This is a genomic window from Maribacter arenosus (genome assembly GCF_014610845.1).
Classification (GTDB): domain Bacteria; phylum Bacteroidota; class Bacteroidia; order Flavobacteriales; family Flavobacteriaceae; genus Maribacter_A; species Maribacter_A arenosus.
In genome coordinates this window covers 741,257-757,796 of sequence record NZ_JABTCG010000001.1, presented here as the reverse complement: position 1 = coordinate 757,796, position 16,540 = coordinate 741,257, and the positions used below count along the sequence as shown (strand labels likewise).

The window sequence follows — 16,540 nt, the reverse complement described above, 5'->3', positions numbered from 1 at the left end:
TTTATCTTTCAAATAGTCTTATCTTTTCGTTTTAAATCCAAATCGAAACCATGAATAACATTAAGAAAATAGGGCTCATTTTATTGATTTTACTGGCTATTGGGGCTGTTTTCGCAGGTATATCCGTGAATGCGCTATCGCCCACCTACAAAGGACAAAAGCTACTTCCTAAATTATCCACGGCGACCCTTGTACATTATGATACCTATGGAATACCACATATTTATGCTGACAATGAAACAGATGCCATTCGTACTTTAGGATATGTACACGCACAGGACCGTTTGTGGCAAATGGAGGTCTTACGTAGAATTGGCACAGGTCGGTTATCGGAGGTTTTTGGAAGTAAAATGTTGGATACCGACAAATTTTTCCTATCTCTTGGCATCGATGAGGCTACGAAACAAACGGTTGCAAACTTAGATAAAAACAGCCCAATGGTACAGTTGTCCCAAGCGTATTTGGATGGTTTAAATCAATTTGTGGCAGATGGGCCAACGCCCATTGAATATTACCTTACGGGCCTCGAAAAGGCACCTTTTGATTTAGGAGACATCTATAACACGGTGGGTTATATGGCTTTTAGTTTTGCTCAAGCCCACAAAACGGATCCATTACTAACAAATATAAAGGATAAACTGGGAGAGGCGTATTTATTGGACTTGGACATAAACATAAATCCGAATACGGAATGGATAAAAAACTACAAAAACACGAAAAAGGGAGACATTCAGAATTCCATTGCTGAAATGACTAACAAGGCTTTGGGAGCACTTTCCCTGCCTATGTTCGAAGGAAGCAATAGTTGGGTAATTGCGCCTAGTAAGACAAAGAATGGAAAAGTGATTTTTGCCAATGATCCCCATATTGGGTTTTCACAACCATCGGTATGGTATGAGGCCCACATAAGCACCCCATCTTATGAGAAATATGGATATTTTATGGGGGGCATACCATTTCCCATACTGGCCCATGATCGTAATTTGGCCTATGGCATGACGATGTTCCAGAATGATGATATTGATTTTTATTATGAGGAAACACATCCAACCAGGAAAGAAAAATATAAATCAAGACTTGGGTGGGCTACTTATGAGAAGGTGCGCAAAATAATTAAGATAAAAGATTCTACGGATTATGAATTCACCTATGAAAAAAGCGAACATGGCCCTATTCTTAATGGTATTGCCAAGCAAATCGATGGGGAGCAGCCCATAGCCATGTGGTGGATGTACACCCAACATAAAAATGAAGTCATGGATGCCTTATATGGCATGTGCCATGCGAAAAACCTCAATGGATTTCAAGCTGCGTTACCCAAAATACATGCGCCGGGGCTGAATATTATGTACGGTGATTCGGAGGGCAATGTGGCCTGGTGGGCGTCGGCCAAACTATATAAAGATGGAAACAGTAACCAAACTAAATTTGTATTGAAAGACAGTTCGGATTTAAATGCCCCAGAGCGCTATTTGGACTTTTCGGAAAATCCACAAGCAATCAATCCACCTTGGAACTATGTGTATTCCGCAAATAATCAACCAGACTCCATTGCAGGAATGATATATCCCGGTTATTACCTCCCTGAAAACAGGGCCAAGCGCATTGTAGATTTATTGGAACCAAAAGATGATTGGCGAATGGAGGATGTAAAAGAAATGATTACCGATGTTGTTTCACCTATAAATCCAAAGATTGTCAAGGAATTGAACAAATTTGTAAGCGCAAAGGAATTATCCGATTCCCAGCGGGTGGTTTTAGACAAACTAAGTACTTGGAAAGGGGAAAACAATTTGGATAATATTGAACCGGCCGTTTATCATCGTTGGATATATTTTTTCCTTAAAAATACTTTTGCCGATGAGTTGGGGGAGGATATGTTCCAACAATTTTTGGCCACACATCTGCTCAAACGCACAATAGCCCCAATGGCGGCAAAATCCGAATCGGTATGGTGGGACGATATAAATACCAAGGATAATATCGAGACGAAAGCTCAAATAGTCATTACCTCATTGATTGAAGCGTTACAGTCATTGGAAAATGATTTGGGGGCAGATCCTAACCAATGGACTTGGGATAAACTACATACTTTGGAACACCCGCATCCCATTGGGCAAGTAGCGGCACTTCGTCCATTTTTCAATGTGGGACCCTATCCTATTCAAGGCACAAGGGAGGTCATCAATAATCTGGCGTTTAATTATGATGACACGGGTATGTATGCGGTGACCGCGGGCCCTTCTACAAGACGCATCATTGATTTTTCGGATATAGAGAACAGTATGAGTATACTTCCAACGGGACAATCAGGAAATCCGTTCAGTGAACACTATGATGACCAGGCGGAAATGTATGTCAAAGGCGAATTCAGAAAAATGATGATGAATGAAAAGGAAATTAAGGACACCTCAAAATCTTTACTTACATTTAAGCCTACACAAGATTAAATAATATGCTTACAAAAGTTTTTGGCAGTGCTGTATTTGGGGTAGAAGCCACCACCATAACTGTTGAGGTCAATGTTGATAAAGGGGTGGGGTATCATTTGGTAGGTTTGCCCGACAATGCGATAAAAGAAAGCAACTACCGAATCGCTGCTGCCTTATTGAATAACGGTTACAAAATCCCTGGAAAGAAAATCACTATTAATATGGCTCCTGCGGACCTTCGTAAGGAAGGTTCGGCCTATGATTTGACCTTGGCTTTAGGGATACTGACGGCATCGGGTCAGATACAGTCCACCGATTTGGAAAAATATATTATTATGGGCGAGCTCTCTTTAGATGGGAGTCTGCAACCCATCAAAGGGGCTTTGCCTATCGCCATAAAAGCTCGGGAAGAAGGTTTTACCGGATTTATTTTACCTAAGGACAATGCGAAGGAAGCGGCTATTGTTTCCGATCTTAAAGTATATGGTATTGAAAATATCAAAGAGGTCATCGACTTTTTTGATAAAGATGAGCCTTTGGAGCAGACGATTGTGGATACCCGGGCTGAGTTTTATAAAAACCTTGATTTTCCCGAATTTGATTTCTCCGATGTACGAGGACAGGAAAGTATTAAGCGTTGTATGGAAATTGCCGCCGCCGGGGGACATAATATTATTTTAATAGGTCCGCCAGGATCGGGTAAAACAATGCTTGCCAAGCGATTGCCTTCTATTTTGCCCCCAATGACCTTGCAAGAGGCCTTGGAAACGACAAAGATACATAGTGTGGTGGGCAAGATCAAGAATATGGGTTTAATGAGCCAACGTCCATTTCGAAGTCCACACCATACGATTTCAGATGTTGCATTGGTCGGGGGTGGGGCGTATCCCCAGCCTGGAGAGATATCACTTTCCCATAATGGAGTTCTATTTTTGGATGAATTACCCGAGTTTAAAAGAGGAGTACTCGAAGTTATGCGACAACCTTTGGAAGACAGGGAAGTAACTATTTCAAGGGCCCGTTTTACGGTGACCTACCCCAGTAGTTTTATGTTGGTGGCCAGTATGAACCCTAGTCCCGGAGGATATTTCAATGACCCTGACGCACCGGTTACCTCGTCGCCGGCGGAGATGCAGCGGTATCTAGGCAAGATTTCCGGACCTTTGTTAGACCGAATCGATATTCATATCGAAGTAACCCCTGTACCTTTTGAAAAACTTTCCGAAGACCGAAAAGGGGAGAGCAGTGTTGAAATTCGAAAAAGGGTCACCGCGGCTCGGGAAATACAGACCGAACGATTCAAGGAATTGGAGAATGTGCACTACAATGCCCAAATGAATACGAAGCAGATACGGGCTTATTGCAAATTGGATGATGCGTCAAAATCGTTGTTAAAAAATGCCATGGAACGCTTGAATCTCTCCGCTCGGGCCTATGATCGTATTTTGAAAGTTGCCCGTACCATAGCCGACTTGGAAATTGCTGAGCAAGTTACCGGGACCCATATCAGTGAAGCCATACAATACAGATCACTCGATAGGGAAGGATGGTTAGGGTAGATTGAATTATGGGAATAGGGGTACGGTTTATTAATTCTAAGCAGGTTTAGTCTTCAAGAATCGAACATCCGGCAATGGGGGTTTGAGCTCATTTTCAACCAGCGTGAGTCACCCTTTGGTAAAATAGATCTATGAAAACACCCTCAAATTCAATGGTAAAACATGGAAATTGTCATTCCATGGACTTCCTTTAATGCACCTGTATCAATATAAAATTCCTTATCTTCAATCCTTAATCCAAAAAACATCAATCATATGAAAACATCCAATTATTTTATTATTGCTATTTTCTTTCTGGTCCTTAGTTGTGCGCAGAATGAAAAAGAAATGGTCGAAGCCCCTATACCTGATTTGGTCGACCGTGAATTATATTTTGGCAACCCTGATAAAATACAAGTTAGAATTAGCCCCGACGGTAAGTATTTTAGTTACCGTGCCCCGGTTAATGGTGTTATGAATATTTGGGTGGCCCCCATAGAAAATCCGGATAGTGCCCAGCCGATTACCCAGGATACGTTACGGGGTATCCAATCCTACCAATGGAGCTACAAATCAGGAAATATACTCTATGCACAGGACAAAGGCGGTGACGAAAATTGGCACGTTCACCTCGTGGATGTGGAAAGTAAAACAGATACCGACCTTACTCCTCAGGAGGAGATCAAAGGGCCAGACGGAAAACCGCTTACCGATCCGAATACAGGGAAAATCATTCGCCCAAGGGCCGATATTATGAGCGTTTCCCGTGAAACTCCCGATGAGATACTCATCCAGATCAATAATTCGGAACCTTCCAATATGGATGTCTATAAAGTTGACTTGAATACGCATAAAATGAATATGGTGGTAAAAGATGAGGCTTTTCTGCAAATTGTGGCCGATAACAAGAACAATATCCGGCTTGCCGCCCGCACCAATCCTGAAGGAGGACAGATTGTTTATAAGTATAAAAATGGTTCCTGGGATGAATATTTCAGGGTTCCACAAGAAGATATGTTATCCTTTGGCTTTTTTGGTTTTGATAAGAACAATGAGAATGCCTATATGATAGACAGCAGGGGAAGGGACAAAGCGGCCCTTTACGCTTTAAATTTGGAAACGGCTGAAAAAAAGGTCATAGCCGAAAATGATAAATCGGATATTGCAGATCTTTTGGTCCATCCTACCACTTATGAAGTAGAGGCCTATGCCACGGATTATTTGCGTAAGCAATGGATACCTCTTACTGATGAGGCCAAGGCAGACCTTGATTATCTTGAAGGGTTCAAAGAGGGTGATCTGAGTATTTATTTTCGTTCTACCGATAATAACACTTGGATTCTTGCCTACGATTCGCCACAAGAGTATTTAAAATACTATAAATACGACAGGAAAGCCAAAAATGCAGAAATGCTGGTTTCTTCTAAACCAGCATTCGATGATGTTGAGCTTGCCAATATGTATCCTATTGAGATTGAAAGTAGGGATGGCCTTAAATTGGTGTCTTATCTTACCATCCCACGGGAGTTGGATGTTGATGGACGCACTTCCAGACCGGCACCCACTGTCTTATTGGTCCACGGTGGACCTTGGGGCCGTGATAATTTCGGGTTTAACGGCTTACACCAATGGCTGGCCAATAGGGGTTACGTGGTATTGAGTACGAATTTCAGGGGTTCTACAGGATTTGGAAAGAACTTTGTAAATATTGCTGCGGAAGAATGGGCAGGTAAAATGCATGATGACCTTATTGATGCTGTAAACTGGATGGTGGAAGAAAATATAGCCGATAAGGAGAAGATAGCTATCATGGGAGGCAGTTATGGGGGTTACGCCACCCTAGTTGGCCTTACTTATACACCAGATGTTTTTGCTTGTGGCGTTGATATTGTGGGACCTTCCAATTTAAATACATTACTGAATACCATACCACCGTATTGGAAATCTTTCCGTGATGTTTTTGTGCATCATATTGGGGATCCGGATACAGAAGAGGGTGCCGCCCTTTTGGAAGAACGTTCCCCTTTAAATCGGGTGGATAGCATTGTGAAACCATTGCTTATTGGACAAGGAGCCAATGATCCGAGGGTAAAACAAGCGGAGGCAGACCAGATAGTCAAAGCCATGAAAGCGAAGCAGATTCCCGTAACCTATGTTCTTTATCCAGATGAGGGGCATGGTTTTGCACGGCCCGAAAATAATCTTTCCTTTTTTGCGGTCACAGAGGCATTCCTTGCTCAGCACATCGGCGGTAGATATCAGGAAATTGGGGATGATTTTAAGAATAGTAGTATTCAAATTATTGATCCGGGAAATATAAACAGCCTTAAAACCCCTGAATAAGAATAGTTTGCATCCATCAATTTAATAAAATAACCGATCCGCCCTTGTTATTTAGCAGGGGCGGATTACATTCATCATAAATCCTATAATCTGGAATGACATTATAACCATATACTACTTCCTTTAAATTTTATAACAGCACGCGCCAGTTTAGTTGAAAACTATGCCTGCCAACACCAACGCCAGCATTGTTCCCAATTAAATCAGTCCATAACATGGTTTTTTATCATAGGACTTTTTTTAAAGAGGAGTCCCATTATTTCTTCAACCTTTATTAATTTTGGCCCAAAACGATAAGATGGGTCAAATTATAACGTTCGGAGAAGTATTGATGCGTATTTCGCCAAAAAGCAATAAAAAATTCATTCAATCGAATAGTGTTGAATTTTATTTTGGGGGCACTGAGTTGAATGTGGCGATTTCCATTGCGAATTTTGGGGGGGATGTAAAACATATTAGTGCAGTTTCGGAAGACTTTATAGGGGAAACAGCCATTTCATATATCCGAAAATTTGGGGTGGACACCACTTCAATCACTTTATCAGAAAGGCCTCTAGGGGTTTATTTCTTGGAGGTAGGTGCCGTTATGCGACCTAGTGCTATTTCTTATAATAGATCGCACTCTGCATTTTCCCAAATCGTACCCGACAAAATAAACTGGGAGGAGGCCTTGGTAAATGGTTCTTGGATGCATTGGACGGGAATTACACCGGCTTTATCACAGGGAGCTTTTGACACGCTTAAAGCTGGATTGAAGTTAGCGAGGCAGAAAGGAATGACAGTTTCCGCAGACCCAACCTATCGCAGTGGTTTATGGAAATATGGACAAGACCCAAAAGAAGCGTTGATCGAATTGCTTGACTATTCTACTATTTTTATAGGAGGTATTAATGAAATAAATGAAGTGCTTGGTACTGAATTTGGTTATTCCAATGATGATTTTCTTAAAGCGAGTAAACAGTTGATGCAAACTTTTCCATCTATTGAAAAAGTATTCGATAAGATTAGAACCTCCTTAAATTCATCATGGCATAAGATTAGGGCTAGAATGTGGAATGGCAAGGAGTTTAGGGAAACCCAAGATTTGGATATTACCCACATTGTGGATCGTATTGGCACTGGGGATGCCTTCGCAGCCGGTTTGATTTACGGATTACAACAATTTGATGATTACAAAGCACTTGAATTTGCAAGTGCCGCCTGTGCCTTAAAGCACACATATGAAGGTGATGTCAACTTAACTACGGTCAAAGAAGTCACCAATATTTTGGGAGGAAACACCACAGGACGGTTTGTGAGGTAATATATTCTAAAATGGCCTATAATGAGAGAGAAGAATGTTTGCTTGTTACTTCATGGCGAGATTAATCGGATATAGTGTTTTTCCACGTTTTAAGCACTGAAACAATTATAGAGGATTACATTTGCCTTAAAAGCGGTATGAATTGCGCTCTAGTTGTAGGTTCGCAACAAAAAATGTGAATGATACTTCTTAAATAAAATAACATACAAATACATCTTTTGATGTTTTGCATTGAGTTTACTTTTAAACCTTATAGTAGATTTATTAAAATACGCAGATATACTGTAAATGGTATCTCTGCCCATTTCATGTAAAAGTTGATAACTTAGATAACGTAGATAAGGTGCCAAGTTTTTACCACGGTGCAATTCAAAAGTATACATGTTTAGTAGATAGGCTTCATTCTCCTTTAACTTAAATCTTTTGCGATTATAATTGAAGTCATTAAGTTCAATAAACATATAGGCCGCAATATCTTTATTATGACGTAAACCAATACAAATTTGCCCTTCTTGATATCCACGGAGCAATTCTTCCTCAGGTAAACCTCTCCTTGACTTACCGATGGATTTTATTTCTACGATATCAATATATTCAAAGGAATATTCCTCAGGATTCCCCTTGATTAAAGGTTGTTCACATTCTGAATCCGCTTCCTTCACCCAATAAAACAAATCAAAGTCCAAGCCAATTTTTGCCATCCGATTCCTTATCCCATACAGAAGGAGTCCATTCCGTAATATGTTAAAAAACCAGTGTATTCTATAAAATTTACCCTTATTTACTTCCATAAACAAGCATATTATGTAACCGATTCCCTGCCAAATTTCCCAGGTCCTTGCGCGATTTTCATCTTGGTTCGAAATTCTGCAGGCTTCATTATTTTTCTATCATTTGCTTCTGCAATGGTATGTATTCTTAGTATCAGGTTCGCATTAGTGGCCAAAGTAGTTCGTTCAGAATCAAACCAAATATTATCCTCTATTCCTACACGAACCCCCCCCCCAATGGCTATTGACAGTGAATTCATTTTCAGCTGATCATTGCCTATTCCCGCTAGACTCCATAATGCCTCGTCTGGCAGGTCATTTACCATAACGCCAGTATGTAACAAATTGGCCTGGGCACAAGCGATATTTCCCAAAAGCAGATTAAAATAAAAAGGGGGCTGTAATAACTCCTTTCGAACTAGGTATTTAGCATAATTCAACATACCAATATCAAACACTTCCAGTTCAGGAACAATACCTTTCTCCTTCATTATGGAAGCTAAGTCTTGTACCATTTTTGGGGAATTGATACTGGCCGTGGCATTAAAGTTCAGGGAACTTAAAGTTAAACTTCCCATGTCCGGTTTTAATGCTCCTTCTAGAAATAAAGGATCTGCTCGTTGTTCCAATTCCCCAAAATCCCTACCGCTCAATGATACACAGATAACAAGTTCTGGAGCGAATTTACGAATGCCTTCAATAATTTGGGCATATATTTCCTTATGATACGTAGGATTACCGGTTATTTTATCCCTAGCATGTAAATGGACCATAGTGATTCCTATTTCATGAGCCTTATGAACGTCCTCAACGATTTCTGAAACACTGATTGGTACATGTGGGGTCATCTCCTTAGTAGGTATCATACCCGTTGGAGTGAAATTGACTATTAGTTTCTTGTTCATAATCAACAAGGTAAATCCATATACCAAAATTAAAAACTATCTCGGATATAAAGCAACATTTATTGGTCAATGGACCTTTTGTGCCAAATCACTTTTTTTAACTTACATATATTATCGATAGTACTAGAATTTAATGGTAAGTATGGCTCAAGGCTTATTAAATTGGGTAGGATAAATATGTGATGTCGACATCCGTTGTCAGCAAATGTAAGTCACCAAAGTTTCGGTTGATAGCTGTTCTTTGTTTTCAAACACTGAACAGAAGCACATATATGGCCCATATAAAGCAAAAGGCGCAAAAAGCGTATAAAATGTAAGATGGGGTAGTTTTTTTATTCATTCGACTGTATTTGTTATATATAGATAACAGAAGAATTCATAATAAACTTCTTTAAGTTCGTGTAAAGGGATGAAAATTCGATGTGGGACCATATCTTGGTTTAAGGGTAAAAATTATCTGTAAAGACCCACGACCATAATTTTAGAAATCCTATAATCAGTGCAGTTTAACGCTGGATACGATTTTATCTTTAGAATACTTCAAGAATAAGGACTAGTGTCTCAGAAATATTAACAGTGACTTAATACTTGACAACACCCAATAAACGGAGTATGATCATGATTGAGGGTTACAATTGATATTCCCCATTATTGGAATCATCGTTTTGCAATCCACTACCCACAAATGTATCCCTGAAAATATAAGCACATACAATAGCTACTCCCATAGCTAGTAACGAAATCGCATATTCCCAATTCAGGATTTTAAGTAGACTCCCGGAGATTATAGCCAAGGTTCCGAAAACCATGGCTAAATTCCAAAGTAATTGCAGGGACTTGTTTGTTGACTTTAGATCGCCATTAATAAAATAAGTTGCACCTTCCAAAACGAACCAAAGTATAAATGAAATTGCAATGATAGCCTGAAAAAAGAGGGTATAAGGCAAATCCAAAAGGTTGAAAATACCATTCACCGCCCAGAAAGAGACCATGATAAGTTTATTATAGTCCATAAACTGTTTTGTCGGTTTTTTCCAGAAACGATATCCATAGAGTAAGCCTACTGTAGCAAAGCAAAAAAACATAATCTCAGTGGCCATAGGCCACGCCAGTATTTTCATTGCCACACCAATTAAAAGGGCAATGGATAAAATACGTAATGGCAAAGTCAATACTTTTTTAGATGGACGCATAGCAGTGTTTTTTTTAATTTACGGCATAGACTAAATCACTTTAATGTTAGCCTTTAATCCTTCCATTATTCCAAGGATGTTATTTACGGTTTCCTTTAAATAATGCTTTATCAAAACATGCGGAATTCGAATGGTGGTAAATCCATTTTTAAATGAGTGCATGGTTCTTTCCAGATCATTGATGGCCTGTTCATGGGTCATCATATGATATTCCGCATCTATTTCAATATTTAGTTTTACCCTGGAAATAGCGATATCGACAGATTTTTTACCGTCCCACCATTCCAACATGGCCTGAACACCAGCTCCTTTTAGGCCATAATACAATTGAATGGCCTCAATAGGTGTGTTTTTTGTCTCGATCAACTTTACCATTCGGGTATGGTGGTTACCACAAAGTTCAACACCTAACTGGTCCATTGAATTTCTATGATCTAAGTAATCAAGTTTCTTACTACATTCTAAGCACGTCATTTAATTAAATTGATTTTGATTTGGGATAATAATAACCCTGTACTTTCACGATTATTATAAATTTTCGATGTATGACACCCCACTTTTAGACGAACTGCAAATTATTAGATGAACGGCATCAAAAAATGTTAAAACTGTGGTGAAATGCATATTTTCTACCCTTGTATTTTTTGGACTTTGATTGCGGTCCTGATTGATCTATTTTGTTTAACTTTAGAATTCATTTTTAGATGAGATTATATGACTTTGAAACATAGAGGATTTAATGCAATACTATTGATGCTAGTACTGATGGTAGGTTGTAAAAAAGGGTCGGAACAACAAAACACCCAAACAAATGATGTGGTATCGCCAAAATTGAACTTAATGCAAGCCAATAGGTTGGCCAGTTTGCCCTTTGGATGTATACAGACCGAATATCCCAACAAGTTGGGCCAAACACTACATGATTCAACACATCTAAAAAATCCAAAAACTTTACACCCCGCATTCTATGGCTGTTTTGATTGGCACTCATCGGTTCATGGTCATTGGTCTTTGGTTTCTCTCCTAAGACAATTTCCTGAGGTAAACGAAGCTGAGGCGATTCGCGCCAAACTTATCGACAATTTATCCAAGGAAAATATAGAGGGAGAGCTAGCATATTTCAATATGGAAGGCAATGCAACCTATGAACGCACCTATGGCTGGGCTTGGTTATTGAAGCTAGCCGAGGAACTGCATACCTGGGACGACCCAATGGCTAAAGAATTGGATGCAAACCTACAACCATTGGTTGAGATCATTATCAAAGGATATATTGATTTTCTTCCCAAACTGAATTATCCCATTCGGGTTGGGGAACACAGTAATACGGCTTTTGGAATGTCCTTGGCATGGGACTACGCACAAACAACAAACCATATTGAACTTAAGAAGGTAATAGAAAATAGTGTAATCCGCTTTTACATGAGTGACATTGAGTGTCCCTTGAACTGGGAACCTAGTGGATTTGATTTTTTATCCCCTTGTCTACAAGAAGTTGATATTGTACGAAAGGTCTTATCTAAAGAAGAGTTCAAAAAATGGTTCAAATCTTTCCTGCCAATGATGACGAATACTTCTTTTACCTTAGAACCAGGGAAAGTTTCAGATAGAACCGATGGTAAGCTAGTGCATATCGATGGACTTAATTTTAGTAGGGCATGGTGTTTATACGGTATTGCGGAAACCCTGCCGGAATATGCCCATTTAAGAAATATTGCAGATGAGCATATAACTTATTCATTACCGAGTATTGTTGATGGTAATTATGAGGGGACACATTGGCTGGGAACATTTGCCTTATATGCGCTAAACCACTCGGAATAATATGTTTAAAAAAATTGGCCCTGGGGTATTGGTGGCAGCGGCCTTTATTGGACCAGGTACGATAACCGCCTGTACTCTGGCTGGTGTCGGTTTTGGGTTTGCCCTATTATGGGCCCTGTTGCTTTCGATAATTGCAACCATTGTACTGCAAGAGATGTCTGCCCGATTAGGTATAATTACCCAAAATGGGTTGGCCAACGCCATCAAAAACGAATTACATACACCTTGGATTCGAAATTTGTTCATGGGAATTATTTTGGCAGCTATCGTAGTTGGAAATGCGGCCTATGAAGCAGGTAATATTGGCGGTGCCACGCTGGGATTGAATGCGTTGTTTGGTGAGGAAAACGCACTTTATTATCCCTATGTCATTGGAATCTTGGCTTTTATTTTGTTGTACATGGGGAATTATAAAACTTTGGAAAAAGTATTTGTAACCTTGGTAATCATCATGAGCCTTTCTTTTCTTTTAACGGCAATGATTACCAAACCCAACATCCTTAGAATATTGGAAGGCATGTTCGTTCCCAAGATACCTACGGATAGTTTATTGATGATCATTGCCTTGGTGGGCACGACGGTCGTACCGTATAATTTATTTCTTCATGCTTCTTTGGTCAGTGAAAAATGGAAGTCGAAAGATGATTTAAAAACGGCAAGAAAGGACACGTTCATGTCAATAGCCTTGGGCGGTTTGGTCTCCATGGCAGTAGTCATTGCCGCCGCGGCCATTCCAGGAAAGGAAGTGGTCAATGTTATGGATTTGGCAAAAGGTTTAGAACCATTATATGGCGATAGTGCCCGATATTTTATGGGAATCGGATTGTTTGCAGCAGGGATTACTTCGGCCATAACAGCTCCCTTGGCAGCCGCATATGTGACCAATAGTTGTTTTGGATGGAATGTAGGGTTAAAGGATTTTAAATTCAGGATAGTGTGGATGATTATCCTTGCGATCGGAGTGGTTTTTCTTTCCTTAGGTATCAAGCCTATTGAAATCATCAAATTTGCCCAGGTGGCAAATGGATTATTATTGCCGGTGATTGCCATCTTTCTGCTATGGATAGTCAATAAAACATCGGTCATGGGGAAATATAAAAATTCTTTACTACAGAATTGTTTAGGGTTCGTCATTATTTTATTGGCAATTCTATTGGGTGCAAAAAGTATAATCAAGGTACTGGGTATTTTTTAGATGGGGAAAAGATATATCGATATTAATTGTGATGTAGGGGAAGGTATAGGCAATGAAGCCGAATTACTTCCTTTGGTTTCTTCCTGTAATATTGCTTGTGGGGGACATGCAGGGGATATCAAATCAATGACCCGAACCGCGAAATTGGCCAAAAAACACGGAGTTCATATCGGTGCCCACCCTTCCTATCCTGATCGAAAGAATTTTGGGCGTGTTTCCATCGATATCGGATCACATGAATTAGTAGATAGTTTACAAGAACAGATTAAGAACCTTAAGGCGATATTGGACAAGGAGCAACTGGCATTGCACCATATTAAACCCCACGGGGCCTTGTATAATGATATGGTCTATAACCAAGAACTTTCAGATTTGTTTTTAAATGCCTTGGAATCCTACAAGGAATCCGTTTTTTTATATGTACCTCCTGGTTCTGTAATATCCCAAAAGGCTAAAGAAAGGGGATTTAAAATAAAATTGGAGGCATTTGCCGATAGAACTTATAATCCCGATCTGGGATTGGTTTCCCGAACATTGCCCGGTGCCGTACTTAATGAACCAAAAGCGGTTTTGAACCATCTCCTCAAAATGGTAATCAACGGTAAGGTAACGACAATTGATGGGGGCGAAGTTTCGCTTAAGGCAAATACCTTCTGTTTGCATGGTGATACCCCTAATTCATTACAAATTTTAATGTACCTTTCGGAAGAATTGCCCAAGCAAGAAATCTATATAAAAAAGTGACAGACTATCCGATTTCAATAAGACCCTTTGGTGGACATGCTGTTTTGGTCGAATGGCCAAATATAGTAGATGAGGCTATTTTAGAGGACATCATCCAGTTCAAATCATGCCTCAAACAGCGTTTTCTGGATCCAAGAGAATGGGAAATGGTTCCAGCCTATAATTCACTTACCTTGATACATAACAAGAATATAATCGAATATCGACCTATAAAGGCGAAATTAAAGACTTGGTATGGCAAAAGAGAAGTCGCAAAACTGGCCAACAGATACCTATGGAAGTTACCGGTATGTTATGATTTGGATTTTGCTATTGATTTAGAGGAGGTGGCCGAAAAATTGGGGACGTCCATTGAGAAAATCATTGAATTGCATTGCTCCCATGTTTATACGGTATACGGCATCGGATTTTTACCTGGTTTTATGTATCTCGGAGGCTTGCCGAAAGCGTTGGAAGTTCATCGGCGGGCAGAGCCAAGACTAAAGGTTGTCAAAGGTGCTGTGGGTCTTGCCGGTAAGCAAACTGGAATATACCCCCAAGAATCACCTGGAGGATGGAATATTATAGGGAATTGTTCCATTCCCATTTTCGATGCCAATAGGGACGAACCCTGTCTAGTCAACGTGGGCGATAAAATTCAATTCTATTCAATTTCCAGGGCAGAATATGATTTATATAAGATTGAAGGGGAAGTAGGGATTTATCAATTTGATAAAATAAAGTTAGATGCTTAAAGTACTGAAATCTGGTTTTTATACGACCATACAGGATGAAGGTCGTTTTGGGTATCGGGATAAGGGGGTACCAGTATCCGGGGCAATGGATATTACTGCAGTCCGAAATGCTAATCGGCTTTTAGAAAACGATGACAATGATGCCGTATTGGAAATTACGATGACCGGGCCAACATTGCAATTTGAAGAGGAAACCTTTATCGTATTGGCTGGGGCTGAAATGTCTGCAACACTGAACAACACCCCAGCATCGAATTATAAAATACACAAAGTAAATGCAGGTGACATCCTTTCGTATGGAAAACTACTCAATGGTTTTAGGAGCTATTTGGCCATTAAGGATGGGTTTAAAACGACCGAAGTTTTAGGGAGTCGCTCCCAATATTATCCGATTACCAAAAGGGGAAGTCTCAAGGACAATTCTGAACTGGAATATGAAATAGTTTCGTCTTTTAAACCAAAAATATCCGAATTAAAATCGGCATCACTCTTGGATGAGACCATTTTGGAGGTGTCCAAAGGTCCTGAATTTGAATTATTGGACGATGCACAATTGCAAAACCTGTTTTTCAAGGAGTTTACGGTCGCAAAGGAAAATAATAGAATGGGATATCAATTCAATGAAAAAATTAAGGGGCATAATCGGTCTATGTTGACCTCGGCAACCCTACCCGGTACTTTGCAACTTACCCCATCAGGCAGATTGATCGTTTTGATGAAAGATGGCCAAACTACCGGTGGGTATCCAAGAATTGTGCAGTTGAATGATAAAGCCATATCCATTTTGGCCCAAAAAAGAAGCAGGGACACCGTTTCCTTTAAGCTTGCCTAAACTTTCCTATACACCTCATCAAAAGGTATTCTAAATCTTGGGCCGTAAACACCTTCATTGTCACGTACACCACAGGCAATAACCATATTTATCTCACTCCCCCAAGGCAAGTCCAAAACTTTTTTGACCCTGAGCGTATCACTTCCTTCCATAGGACAGGTATCATAATTTATGGCAGCCATTGAAATCATGAAGTTTTGAGCTGCCAAGGCTGCACTTTTATGGGCTACGATACGAAGATCCGATTTGCGCACTTGCCTATAAACAGGTCTAAATAGGCCCACCAGTTGAAAAAACACATAACGAAATGCGCCTAAAATACCCAGAAACTCCGAATAGAGTGTAGGAATAAGCTTGCCATAATAATTCAACACGAATTTCTCCCTTGTTGAATATTCATCTTTGGCTTTATGCCCAAACCCTTTTTTTAAATATTCAAGATTGGCCTTGCTTCTTTTTCGCCAAAGATCTTTTCTTGCGACCACGACAACCATTTGTTTTGCTGTCTTTGCCGCGGGTTGATCAAAACAGGCTTTAGCCACAGCTTTGAGTTTGTTCTTATCGGTAACATGATAAAACTCCCATAACTGTAAATTACTGCTGGTAGGGGCGAGAGAGGCATTTATTAAACATTGACGTACTTTTTCGTCATCCAATTCCAAATCCTCCCTATATATACGGACGGAACGTCTGTATTCAATGGCTTCTGTAACTGTTTTTTCCATAG

The 16,540-nt window shown here is 39.9% G+C and carries 14 protein-coding genes; 9 read left to right on the top strand and 5 right to left on the bottom strand.

The features are described from left to right. The first annotated feature begins 50 nt into the window (after positions 1-50). The 4 genes from HPE63_RS03345 to HPE63_RS03330 all read left to right on the top strand — a co-directional run bounded on the left by HPE63_RS03345 (position 51) and on the right by HPE63_RS03330 (position 7,616). The gene (locus HPE63_RS03345; RefSeq protein WP_188312803.1) at positions 51-2,450 is read left to right on the top strand and encodes a penicillin acylase family protein; all 2,400 of its coding nucleotides are present in this window, start codon (positions 51-53) and stop codon (positions 2,448-2,450) included. Between the two features lie 5 nt (positions 2,451-2,455). Beyond that, a complete protein-coding gene (locus HPE63_RS03340; RefSeq protein ID WP_188312802.1) occupies positions 2,456-3,991 on the top strand; it encodes a YifB family Mg chelatase-like AAA ATPase in 1,536 nt (511 codons plus the stop codon). A gap of 255 nt (positions 3,992-4,246) precedes the next feature. Beyond that, entirely contained in the window at positions 4,247-6,313 is a 2,067-nt protein-coding gene (locus HPE63_RS03335) for a S9 family peptidase (protein ID WP_188312801.1), read from the top strand. Positions 6,314-6,611: 298 nt separating this feature from the next. Further along, positions 6,612-7,616 (top strand): sugar kinase, encoded by a 1,005-nt coding sequence (locus HPE63_RS03330; protein ID WP_188312800.1) that lies wholly within the window; start codon positions 6,612-6,614, stop codon positions 7,614-7,616. A 149-nt stretch (positions 7,617-7,765) separates the two neighbouring features. Here the strand turns inward: HPE63_RS03330 and HPE63_RS03325 are convergent, their stop codons facing one another. The 4 genes from HPE63_RS03325 to HPE63_RS03310 all read right to left on the bottom strand — a co-directional run bounded on the left by HPE63_RS03325 (position 7,766) and on the right by HPE63_RS03310 (position 10,958). Next, on the bottom strand, positions 7,766-8,407 hold the full coding sequence (locus tag HPE63_RS03325) for a hypothetical protein (RefSeq protein ID WP_188312799.1): 642 nt from the start codon (positions 8,405-8,407) through the stop codon (positions 7,766-7,768). A gap of 11 nt (positions 8,408-8,418) precedes the next feature. Further along, positions 8,419-9,291, bottom strand: a complete 873-nt coding sequence (locus tag HPE63_RS03320; RefSeq protein ID WP_188312798.1) for a BKACE family enzyme — start codon at positions 9,289-9,291, stop codon at positions 8,419-8,421. Positions 9,292-9,920: 629 nt separating this feature from the next. After that, complete coding sequence (locus tag HPE63_RS03315) at positions 9,921-10,484, bottom strand: hypothetical protein (RefSeq protein WP_188312797.1); 564 nt, start codon at positions 10,482-10,484, stop codon at positions 9,921-9,923. A gap of 30 nt (positions 10,485-10,514) precedes the next feature. Further along, positions 10,515-10,958, bottom strand: coding sequence for a hypothetical protein (locus tag HPE63_RS03310; RefSeq protein WP_188312796.1), 444 nt, complete (start codon positions 10,956-10,958; stop codon positions 10,515-10,517). A 240-nt stretch (positions 10,959-11,198) separates the two neighbouring features. Between HPE63_RS03310 and HPE63_RS03305 the strand changes: the two genes are divergently transcribed. Genes HPE63_RS03305 through HPE63_RS03285 form a run of 5 tightly spaced genes read left to right on the top strand, consistent with a single transcriptional unit; the run spans position 11,199 to position 15,813 of the window. After that, positions 11,199-12,308: a DUF2891 domain-containing protein gene (locus HPE63_RS03305; RefSeq protein WP_188312795.1), complete on the top strand. Its 1,110-nt coding sequence runs from the start codon at positions 11,199-11,201 to the stop codon at positions 12,306-12,308. Between the two features lies 1 nt (position 12,309). After that, the gene (locus HPE63_RS03300; RefSeq protein WP_188312794.1) at positions 12,310-13,503 is read left to right on the top strand and encodes an Nramp family divalent metal transporter; all 1,194 of its coding nucleotides are present in this window, start codon (positions 12,310-12,312) and stop codon (positions 13,501-13,503) included. Beyond that, complete coding sequence (gene pxpA / locus HPE63_RS03295) at positions 13,504-14,247, top strand: 5-oxoprolinase subunit PxpA (RefSeq protein WP_188312793.1); 744 nt, start codon at positions 13,504-13,506, stop codon at positions 14,245-14,247. Next, positions 14,244-14,981: a 5-oxoprolinase subunit PxpB gene (pxpB, locus tag HPE63_RS03290; RefSeq protein WP_188312792.1), complete on the top strand. Its 738-nt coding sequence runs from the start codon at positions 14,244-14,246 to the stop codon at positions 14,979-14,981. The genes pxpA and pxpB overlap by 4 nt, the downstream gene beginning before the upstream one ends. Then, the gene (locus HPE63_RS03285) at positions 14,974-15,813 is read left to right on the top strand and encodes a 5-oxoprolinase subunit C family protein (protein ID WP_188312791.1); all 840 of its coding nucleotides are present in this window, start codon (positions 14,974-14,976) and stop codon (positions 15,811-15,813) included. Before pxpB ends, HPE63_RS03285 begins: the two co-directional genes overlap by 8 nt. Here HPE63_RS03285 and HPE63_RS03280 read toward each other — a convergent pair. Then, the gene (locus HPE63_RS03280) at positions 15,810-16,538 is read right to left on the bottom strand and encodes a nitroreductase family protein (protein WP_188312790.1); all 729 of its coding nucleotides are present in this window, start codon (positions 16,536-16,538) and stop codon (positions 15,810-15,812) included. The two genes, HPE63_RS03285 and HPE63_RS03280, sit on opposite strands and share 4 nt — an antisense overlap. Positions 16,539-16,540 lie beyond the last annotated feature (2 nt).